General features: G+C 69.0%; 9 protein-coding genes. 4 read left to right on the forward strand and 5 right to left on the reverse strand.

Translation table 11 applies throughout. From position 1 onward, the window contains the following. The first annotated feature begins 28 nt into the window (after nt 1-28). The gene (locus tag ACWGJY_RS28580; RefSeq protein WP_453263741.1) at nt 29-1,342 is read left to right on the forward strand and encodes a S8 family serine peptidase; all 1,314 of its coding nucleotides are present in this window, start codon (nt 29-31) and stop codon (nt 1,340-1,342) included. A gap of 291 nt (nt 1,343-1,633) precedes the next feature. On the opposite strand, the gene ACWGJY_RS28585 is transcribed toward ACWGJY_RS28580, so the two are convergent. Beyond that, nucleotides 1,634-2,626, reverse strand: a complete 993-nt coding sequence (locus ACWGJY_RS28585) for a WXG100-like domain-containing protein (RefSeq protein WP_453263742.1) — start codon at nt 2,624-2,626, stop codon at nt 1,634-1,636. A gap of 220 nt (nt 2,627-2,846) precedes the next feature. Next, a complete protein-coding gene (locus ACWGJY_RS28590) occupies nt 2,847-3,176 on the reverse strand; it encodes a WXG100 family type VII secretion target (protein ID WP_453263743.1) in 330 nt (109 codons plus the stop codon). 616 nt (nt 3,177-3,792) lie between these two features. On the opposite strand from ACWGJY_RS28590, the gene ACWGJY_RS28595 reads away from it, so the two are divergent. Then, a complete protein-coding gene (locus tag ACWGJY_RS28595) occupies nt 3,793-4,092 on the forward strand; it encodes a hypothetical protein (protein ID WP_453263744.1) in 300 nt (99 codons plus the stop codon). A 145-nt stretch (nt 4,093-4,237) separates the two neighbouring features. On the opposite strand, the gene ACWGJY_RS28600 is transcribed toward ACWGJY_RS28595, so the two are convergent. The 3 genes from ACWGJY_RS28600 to ACWGJY_RS28610 form a co-directional block, all read right to left on the reverse strand. Beyond that, nucleotides 4,238-4,522 carry an SUKH-4 family immunity protein gene (locus tag ACWGJY_RS28600; protein WP_453263745.1) on the reverse strand — a complete coding sequence of 95 codons (285 nt, stop codon included), beginning with the start codon at nt 4,520-4,522 and terminating at the stop codon, nt 4,238-4,240. A 220-nt stretch (nt 4,523-4,742) separates the two neighbouring features. After that, a complete protein-coding gene (locus tag ACWGJY_RS28605; RefSeq protein ID WP_453263746.1) occupies nt 4,743-7,088 on the reverse strand; it encodes an ATP-binding protein in 2,346 nt (781 codons plus the stop codon). A gap of 503 nt (nt 7,089-7,591) precedes the next feature. Further along, on the reverse strand, nt 7,592-7,999 hold the full coding sequence (locus ACWGJY_RS28610) for a hypothetical protein (protein ID WP_453263747.1): 408 nt from the start codon (nt 7,997-7,999) through the stop codon (nt 7,592-7,594). 240 nt (nt 8,000-8,239) lie between these two features. On the opposite strand from ACWGJY_RS28610, the gene ACWGJY_RS28615 reads away from it, so the two are divergent. Both ACWGJY_RS28615 and ACWGJY_RS28620 read left to right on the forward strand, forming a co-directional pair. Next, the gene (locus ACWGJY_RS28615; protein ID WP_453263748.1) at nt 8,240-8,548 is read left to right on the forward strand and encodes a hypothetical protein; all 309 of its coding nucleotides are present in this window, start codon (nt 8,240-8,242) and stop codon (nt 8,546-8,548) included. After that, entirely contained in the window at nt 8,545-9,345 is an 801-nt protein-coding gene (locus ACWGJY_RS28620) for a WXG100 family type VII secretion target (RefSeq protein WP_453263749.1), read from the forward strand. Before ACWGJY_RS28615 ends, ACWGJY_RS28620 begins: the two co-directional genes overlap by 4 nt. Nucleotides 9,346-9,483: the final 138 nt, after the last annotated feature.

Consider the following 9,483-nt stretch of genomic DNA (forward strand, 5'->3'; position numbering starts at 1 on the left):
GCAACCTGTTGAGGAGAGGTGTTACAGCATGAGCTTCACGCGGACGCTGCGTGCGGTGGGCGGCGTGGCGGTGGCGGGAGCGCTGCTCTTCACCGCCGCGCCGACTGCTTCGGCGGACTACATCAGGGACGGACAATGGGCGCTTGACGCGTTCAATCCGCAAAAGGTGTGGAAAGAGTCGACCGGCAAGAACGTCATCGTGGCGGTCATCGACTCGGGCGTCAACGGAGACCACGTCGATCTCAAGGGCAATGTGCTCCCTGGGAAGAGCTTTGCCGGCGGGGGTGGTACGGCAGATCACGAAACCGGTGATGATGATCACGGCACGGCTATGGCCGCCTTGATCGCGGGCCATGGACACGGCCCTAATCACGCCGACGGAATCATGGGTCTGGCGCCGGATGCCAAGATTCTTCCGATCAAGAGGAACGAATCGGTAGGCGGCTCTGAGAACGCCATCGACGGCCCTATTCGCTACGCGGTTGATCACGGTGCGAAGGTCATCAATATGTCCTTTGCCGGTGGTCCTCTGAATGCGCAGGAACAGAGCGCCGTCAACTATGCCGTGAAGAAGGATGTCCTGCTGGTTGCCGGTGCCGGTAACGACGGCTCCAGCAAACCTCTCTATCCTGCTGCGTCGCCCGGAGTACTCGCGGTCGGTGCGGTAGCCAAGGACGGCAAGGTTCTCGGCGAATCAAACTACGGCCCCCATCTCCGGCTGATCGCCCCCGGCGAGAAGGTCTACTCCGCAGGCATCTCCCCGAAGTACCGTCAGGGAACAGGCACATCCGACGCAACAGCGTATGTATCGGCCGCCGCAGCCCTCGTGCGCTCGAAGTTCCCGGATCTCACCGCAGGTCAGGTCGCCAATCGCCTGACGAAGACGGCGATCACCCCGGATGGGAAGACGGACGTCAATTCCCCTGACCCCAAATACGGGTACGGTGTGATTCGCCCGTACCGGGCCCTCTCGGAGAATATTCCCGCAGGTTCGAAGAACGGGCCGCTCACCATGCCGAAGGACACGGAGCCTTCTGCCGGTGCAGGCGCGGATGCGCCCGGGGGGACTCCTTCGGCGAGCAGTGGTAGTGACCTGAGCGGTGTGAGCCCCGTCATGGTTGTCGGCATCGCTCTCGGCGCGGTCGTCGTTCTGGGGATTGTCATCGGCGTGATCGTCGCTAACAAGAAGCGCCGCAATGGTCCGCCTCCTGGTGGTACCGGATTCGGCGGTCCGAGTGGTGGGGTGGGAGTTCCCCCTCAGTATCCGTCCGGTTCCTACCAGCAGCCGGGTGGCCCTGGCGGGTACCAGTCGGCACCGCCCAACTACCCTCCTCGTCAGTGAGGACGGCACGTTCAGAGAGCTCATCTGACGGAATGAGTCAGGGACGGTAGCCAGAACACAGCCAGGTGGAACCGCAGTTGTTGACTGAGGTTCCACCTGATGCTTTGGTCCGAGCGCGGAACGAGCTGGTGCCTCGCCGGGTGGGTGGCATGCCGCACCCTCTCCCCTTCAGCCATCGGCTGGTAATCACCACTGCGTACGTGGAGTTGAGAGCAATGGCAAGGGGGTCAAGCCCGCGGGCTTGACCCCCTTGCCATTGCGTTGGTTTGCCGCGCTCCGGTGCGGAGTGGCTCAGCCGAAGACCGAGCGGACCTCGTCCGTTACGTCCTGATGGCGGGTGGCTGCGCCGCCGGTGTGGCGGTCGGTGTGGCGCTGGGCGGCGTCCAGGCCTCGGCTGGTGAGGTCTTCCTTGGCGTGGTCGATGTAGGTGCCGGGGTCGGCCAGGCTGGTGACGCCGTCCTTGTAGTCCTGGGCGCCTTCCTTGATGCCGTCGACGTATTCGCCGGCCTTTTCCTTGCCGATGTCGGCGGTCTCGCCCCAGTCGATTCCGTCGCGGGCGCCGAAGTGGCTTTCGATGCCCTGCTGGGCGACGTTCTGGGCCATCTCCGTGGCGGCCTCTTGGGCCTTTGCCTTGCCCTCTTCGACGATCTTGTCCTTGGCGATTTCCTTCGCCTGGTCGACTACCTTGTCCTTGACGGTCTCCTTGACCGTCTTCTTGACGTAGTCCGCCGCCACCTTGCGGGCTTCCTTCGAGACGGCCTTCTTGGCCATCTTCTTGATGGCGTCCATGGTGGCGTGCTCCATGGCCTTCGTGGCTGCCTCCATGACCTCGCGCTTGATCTTGTCGAGGATTTGGCGGACCATCACGCGGGTCGCCTGGGTGGCGCCTGCGGCGCCGATCTCGGACAGGCCCAGGGTGAACGGTGCAGCAGCCTGTGCCGCGATGATCTCGGCGGCCAGCATGACGAGCTGGACAATGACGGCGATCTTGCCCGCGAGAACGGCGATCGCGGCCGCATCGAAGGCCACGGCGATCACTTCGGCCGCCGCGGCGGCGTCACGGAGGTAGTTGTCCCCGCTGTTCCCGCCGCCGGAGAAAGAACCCCATTCGTTCGAAAAGCCCTCGATCGCATCGCCGGAGTTGGCGGAGACGACTTCATTGGCTGCCGAAGAGCCCTGGGAGGACGCTTGATTGACCGACTGGGCGAAGTTGCGCCAGACCTGGGCGCATTCGTGGAGCTTGTCCTCGTCGGCGTCCGGCCAGTTATAGCCGAGGAGGTCCAAGACCCAAGCTACCTCGCTTGGCAGCGTCAATGACACAGTGATCGTCCCCCGTGCAGTTGTAGCCGATTGCGGAGCGGAAAGGTGAAAGATGGTGGTGAAGGAGAGAGGCGAAGGTAGGGCGAGGGCGAGGGCGGCGGCGGTGGGAATTCGGCCGCGGGGTTCCCCGGGCGGGACTCAGGAGCCGACCCGGGCGCATGCGTGCCGGGCGGCGGGCCGGATGTCAGATGGCCGGACGGCCGACCGCGCTGATGGTGTGGATGCCCTGGTCGTCGGACTCGGTGTACGAGCCGGCCATGTTCTGGAGCTTGTCGCCGATTCCTTCGATGCGCTCGCCCAGGGAGTCCATCGACTCGAACATGCCATCCCTGATGGGCGTGTAGATCGTTTCGAAGATGTCGCCGAAGTCGCAGTTTTCCCACGGACTGCCGAGACCTTCGAGATCGTCTTGAAGCTTCTTCGACGCCTTGGAGAATTCGCCGCCGATGTGGACGAATGCGTTGCCCTGCTTGCGCAGCACATCCGGATCGACGTCAAATGCCTTGCCTGCCACCCTTGCCCCCGTTGTGCGGTGCGCACCCGCAGATACTTGTCGCGTCCTTAATGATCCCACACATTAGGCGATCCGGGCGCAGGCATGTCAAGGCGAGTGTGTGGAGGGAGCGTGGGCATTCCGCGGCTCAACCACCCGGCGAGTCCGGGGAATTGACCCACCTGTGCCATTGGAGAATCTTGCGTGCGTGAGGTGGCCGGGTGCGTCCTCAGTGGTCGCCTTGAAGGGCAGGTGAAGAGTCGGTGCGTCGTTGGCCACTGGCGGGGAGCTGTGGGTGGCTGGATGACTGGCAGACCGGCTGTTGGCCGGTGATGGGCGGATTCTTCGTCAATGGCGTGTGACGGAAGTGTCAACCAGGTGCGGTACGGAATGGGCCGCAGGCTTGGGCGTGGCATGTTGACGATCGTGGATGCGTGGATGCGTGGATGCGTGGATGCGTGGATGCGTAAATGTGTGGATGTGAGTGGGTGCTGGGATGTGCCCGGATGTACGGACTTGCGAGGGCCGGGGGTGGCCGAATGGGCCGGTTGGCAGGGGAGTTGAGAGGTGTGGAGTTGAGAGGTGTCGGGGGGAGCGGAGCGGAGTGGCGATCACTCGTCCCGTAGCATTCCCGCTCATGGACGTACCCGGCAATGAAGAGCCCCTCGTCGAGAATCAAGTGCAATTGACGCCTCGTCAGGCTCGGCGAATACGCATCGTTCTGGCCTCGGTTCTGATGGCCGCGATGGCGGGGGTGCTCGTGGTACGCCTGGCGGCGCGTACGTCGGTGCTCGTGGTGGGCGTGTACGGGGCCGCACTGGTGCTCTGTGGCGTGGTGATCGAGCTCAGCCGGAACGGGCGCACCCGGCTCGGCACCTGGTTGTTGGGCATCGGACTGGTGGCCGCGCTCGCCGCGGACTGGCTGCTTCTGCCCTGAGGGCGGGTGAGGGGCGGGCCGTGCCCGCCGGGGCTCCCCGTTCGGGCTCCCCGCCCGGAACCTCCGAGCTCCCCCGGCCCCGCACCCGGGAACCGTCCATGCCAGGGAGCAGTCCCCGGAGCACCCCGAGGTCCCTCCCGGAGCCTCACCCTCTCAAGAAGCCCACCTTTCCCTCAGAACAACCCATGCCACATCTGCTCGATGACCCGTGACCACTCCAGTTGCCGTCGTCATCCAGCGCCCAGGAGTCGATCGCTGCGGTCTGTTCCTGGAAGGCGACGACGGCCGCACCTGCCGCGTACCGGTCCATGCCCTGCATCTGCCGGCGCGTGGTGACCAGCAGGGCGAGCGAGCGCAGGTAGGCGGAGAGTGTGCGGTTGACGAACCGGCCGCCGCCGGATGACGGCTGGACCGCCCATACGGCGCCCACCTCGGCGGGCGACGACGCCGGCCGGTCTGCGGGTCGGTCCCGGGGCCGATCTGCGGGTTGGTCCCCGGGCCGGTCTGCGGACCAGTCTGCAGGGGCGACGGTACGGCCCACACCACCCAGCCGAGGTCGAACTCCTGCATCGCCACCTCCCGCGGCGGCCCCTGACGGCCCTCGGGATGGAGTCAGCGGGCGGCGGTGGCATGTGCCTCCGCCTGGGTGATCACGAGTGGTCTCCGTCGAGGCCGTCGGAAGCCTCGGAGTGAGCGGCACCGGCGCGCTGGGCGGGCACGGTGGGGGTGGCCGCGGGAGCCGCGGCGAGGATCTGCCGGGCGGTCACACCGCGCGCGGTGGCGACGACCAGTACACCGTCCGGTGAGAGGTCGGCGCCGGTGAACGGGGTGTCGGAGATCAGCGCGGCCACCACTTCCTCGCTCGCGCGGGCCCGGACCCGCAGATAGTCCGCGCCGCGGCTGAGCCTGAACGGCGCTGTGGCCTGCGCCTGTTCGGACGGCAGCTGTACGTGCGCCGGGTCGGCGTCGACGTACTCGGGACGCAGCAGATCGTGGACGAGGAGCGCCCGTCCGCCCTCCTCGGAGGCGCCGCCGCCAGGGCCCGGCACCGTACGGGAACCAGGGGTGCCCTCGGGGACGATGAAGGCCGCAACGGGGCGGGGGGCGGTGGTGCCGGAGGCCGGTGCCGGCCTGCCGGGCCTCGCGGAACCGGGCGTCGTACGGGCAGATTCCGGTGCCGTCGCGCCGTACGGACCGTGAGCTTCCGCTGCCGTTGCGCCGTCCGTAGTGCCAGGGGCCGCCTCTGCCGTCGTGCGGTCCGTGCGCCCGGTCCTGTCCATGGCCGTGTGGTTCGTGTGCCCGGTCCCGTCCGTGGTCGTGCCTGCCGCGCCCTGCGGGGGCAGGGTTCCCGTCGTCACGGCGCGGACGCCGGTCAGCGGCACGCTCCACAGCGTGCGCCACGGCAGGGAGAAGCCCAGGGTGTGCAGTGCCTCCGCATACGGCGCCAGCCCGTCTTCGACGAAGGCGGACTCCAGGAACGCCGCCCGTACCTCGGCCGGCGCCTGGGAGCGGGTGAGCAGCGGGGCGGTGCGCAGGTACGTACGGGCCGGCGCGCCCAGCTGATCGAGCGGTACGGCCTCGATGGCGGCCCGCATCGTCACCGGATCGGCATACGCGAACAGGCCGGGGTCGGTGAGGAGTTGGGGCAGCAGGCCGGCGTCGAGGGTGTGTCCGGCCAGGTGGTCGCGGAGGTACGGATCGGCCTGGGACCAGTCCTGTTGGGGCACCGCCTCCAGCAGCGCCATGGCAATCTTGGTCTGGGCGTCCCGGATGTCCGGCAGAGCGGAACGGATCTCTTCCGCGATCCCCGGGTGGATCAGACGCAGCAGCGTACGGCCGCCCTCGGCGCCGGTCCCGGTCCCGGTCCCGGCCCCACCGTCATCCGAGACCCTTTCCCCGTTCCCGTTCCCGTTCCCGTTCCCGTTCCCGTCCCCGTCCCCGTCCCCGTCCCGGGACGGCTCCACCGGCTGGATGAACGGCGCGGTCAGCAGCATGCCGTCGGCGATGTCCTGGCGCATGTCCCGTCCGGCGACGGCGCTCGCCAGCGCACCCCACAGCTGCACGGGCAGCCCCTCGCCCTCGGCGAGCGCGAGCGGCGCCAGCATCAGCCGCAGGGTGTGCGGATCGGCGCCCAGCCGGCGCGCATGCAGATCGAGTGCCTCGCCGATGCTGCCGGGCAGCTGGGACGCGTCCGCCGGGTCGAAGCCCTCGGGCTGCATGAGCAGTGACTGCACGGCGAGCTGGACGGTCAGCCGATTGCCGTCCGCGCGCGCCGCGAGCGCCTCGGCGAGCGCCCGGCGGGCGGACGGGTCGGTGGTGCAGGGGAGTTCCGGCGCCCCCGCTTCGGGGCTGAGCGCGGTCTCCGCATGGAGCACCAGGCCCTTGGGGTCGGCCCACTCGGGCTCGTCGAGATCGATGATCTGCACCTGGCCGCGCGGCAGTGCCCCGGCCAGCTCCGCGGCCAGTTCGCGCGGCACCTCGGCGAGCAGGTGAACCGTTTCGGTGGCGGCGAGCGGCTTGAGTACGTCCCGTACGAGGCGCGCCGGCTCGTGGGCGGCGCGTACCGGACCGGCCCGATCGACATCCGGCACCACAAGCGTCACCGGCTCTTCACGAGCGGCGAGTTCGGTGAAAATGTCGTCGGCGTGGTCCACGCTCAGCCCGAAATGGTCGGAGATGATCCATATCAGCTGTGCCGCCGTGCGCCCCGCGGGGCTCGGTACGGCGGGCGCCGGGAGGTCCGGCGGCACGGTCGCCGGGTCGAGATCGTCCAGCGGCAACTGCTTGCGGTAGCCGGGGTCGCACATCATCAGGAAGCCGGTTACCAGGCGGGAACGCCCACTGCCCGGGTTTCCGGTGAGCACGATGACGCGCGGCGCACCGGGCCACCGCATCCGCCAGGCTGCCAGCGCGCGGAGCGCGGCGGTGCGTCCGCCGATGTACGGATGCGGTGCATAACCGGCCGCCGTGGCATTTCCTTCGCCTGAGGCGCTCATGGCTTCCTCGTCCCCGATCAATCCGCCGCCACCTTTGTGGATTCCTGCGTGTACCGGCTCGATCCTATGATCCGGGCCGTGACCTGGGCATGACGCGGGGGCGGCTGTGCCGGAACTGGAACATGCAGGTTGGGGCCGGTGTGCGACTGAACGCGGCGGGGGACGGGCAGTGTGCGTGAAGTCCGTTGTCCCGGGGCTCGATGTGGAGAAAAAGAGATCACGTTGTGCGGAAAGAAAGCAGATCTGTCCGATCGCTCCGACGGTTGATCGGCTTTCTTCCGACCGGCGGTCGATCTGCTTTCTTCCGGATCGGTTCTCCGGACTTCTTGTACGGATTCCGGTGAGAGGGGGAGAGCGGCAATTGCCGGATATCTGACGTGCCGGCGGACCGGTCACCCAGGCCACAAGCCGGTAACCGCAGGCCGATTACTGCGGGCCGGCCGCCGCGGGCCGGCCGCCGCGGGCCGGTCGCCGCGGACCGTCCCCCCCGCGCCGCCCCGGCGTCAGCCCCGGTGCCCGCCGCCCCGGCCGCCGCGCCGCGGGGCGGTCACGATGCTGCCCGTCGGACCGTCGCGCTCCGCACGCTCCTCGTCCTCCTTGGCCTCCTGCTCCTTCTGCCACGCGGCGAACTTCTCGCGGGACTCCTCGCGCTCGGCCATCGTCTGGTTCTCCGCGGCCCGCCGGATCTGGTTCATCCGGTCGCCCAGCGCATCCATGTAACCGGGCGTCTCGATGGCGTCCTTCATGCCGATACGCCCGGAGAGCACCTCCTGGGCCATCTCCTGGAGCTTGCCGCCGACGTTGGGGTTTTCCGCCAGGACCTTCAGCGCCTTGCGCAGCCGGTGCGCCTGCTCCGGATCCCGGGCGACGTCCATCAGGTCTTCGTCCTGGATCTGCCGTTCCTTGCTCATATCTGCCCCCTTGAACGTGTGATGGCACAGCAACCGCGTGTGCGGCACCGGCGTCCTGAGTCTAATGACGGGTGTGAACGAGGCGTCAAGGCGGGGGTTGTCGGTATTGCCGGATATTGCTCCACAGGTATTTCATGGTCCGTCGCCCGCTCGCCCCGGAGAGGGCTTCGGGACTATTGCGGGTGTGCTAGACCTGAGGCGATGTCGGCAGGTAGCCGTCATTCAATTCGGGGAGAAATGATGTCCGACGAAGTCCGGCTCAGTACCGAGGAGTTGTACAAGCTCGGTGCGACCTTCGAGATACGTGCGGAAGAACTGAGCCGGCAGCTGGCCGCATTCAGGCGGCGGGCGGACGCCGAGGCCCTGCGGGACGGATTCGGCAGTGACGACGCGGCCCGGCCCTACCGCGAACTGTACGAGCAGGCCGAGCACGCGCTCGTCCAACTGCAGCAGCGTCTCGCCGAGGTCGGCGGGCGGATCAAGGAGACTGTCGCGAACACGCAGGCGGCCGAGGAAGAGCTGGTCGAGACGATCCGGAGCGTCCAGTGAGCGAACGACGCAACCCCGAGGCCCTGCATCGAGCGGCGGCCGGCTGGCGGGAGATGGGCAGCCACCTCGACGGCCTCATGCGCGATCTGGACCGGCATGTGGGCACCGCCGCCGCGGCCAACTGGCACGGCCCGGCCGGCGAGGCGTTCGCGGGAGAGTGGCACCGCCTCAAGCGGTCCGTCGACGAGTCGCTGCCGGTCTTCGAACTGGCCGCCGCCGACCTGGAAACCGCCGCCGCTCAGCCCCCCGACGACAAGGACGAGGAGCAGCAGCCGCACACCGCTCCCCCGGCGCACCACTCCGCCGGCGGCGCGCAGTCGTCGTCCGGTCCCGAGATCGCCTACGGCTTCATGGCGCTCGGCCAGCTCGCCAACGGCCTCGGCGGCGCGTTCGGCAAGCGCGGCGGCGGGGGCGGCCAGGGCGGGCGGCCGCCCCTGCGGCACGAGTGGGTCACGTCCACGGCGGCGCACGGGCCCGACCCGTTCGGCCCGGCGCAGGACGGCGGAGCCAAGGCGCGCGGCGGCGAGGGCATCGCCAAGGGCGTACGGAGCCGGCCGGCCGGCCCGGAGCCGGCCCCGGGCGACGAGCGGGCCCCGGGCGACGAGCGGGACCCGAAGGCCGGGCCGCGGAAGAAGGGCACGGCCTCCGCGGCCGCCACGTCCGCCACCCCCGCCGCCGGGCCGGCCGTCCCTGCCGCCGCAGCCGGCGGCACCACCTCCCGTGGCCCCGCGGAGTCCGCCGGCGAGGGGCCTGGCCAGGCCGGGCCCGACGTCACCCAGCACGGCGCCTTCGGCTGACGCACCCCGGCACCGGCCCGGACACACCCGGGCGTACGGACGAAACGGCGGTGGGGCGCCCCTCCTGGGTGGGGCGCCCCCCCCCCCGTGCCGGGGGCGGGGCCCGGTGTCTTTTACACAACTGACGCGGCCGACGAA

The organism is Streptomyces sp. NPDC054765, assembly GCF_053612065.1.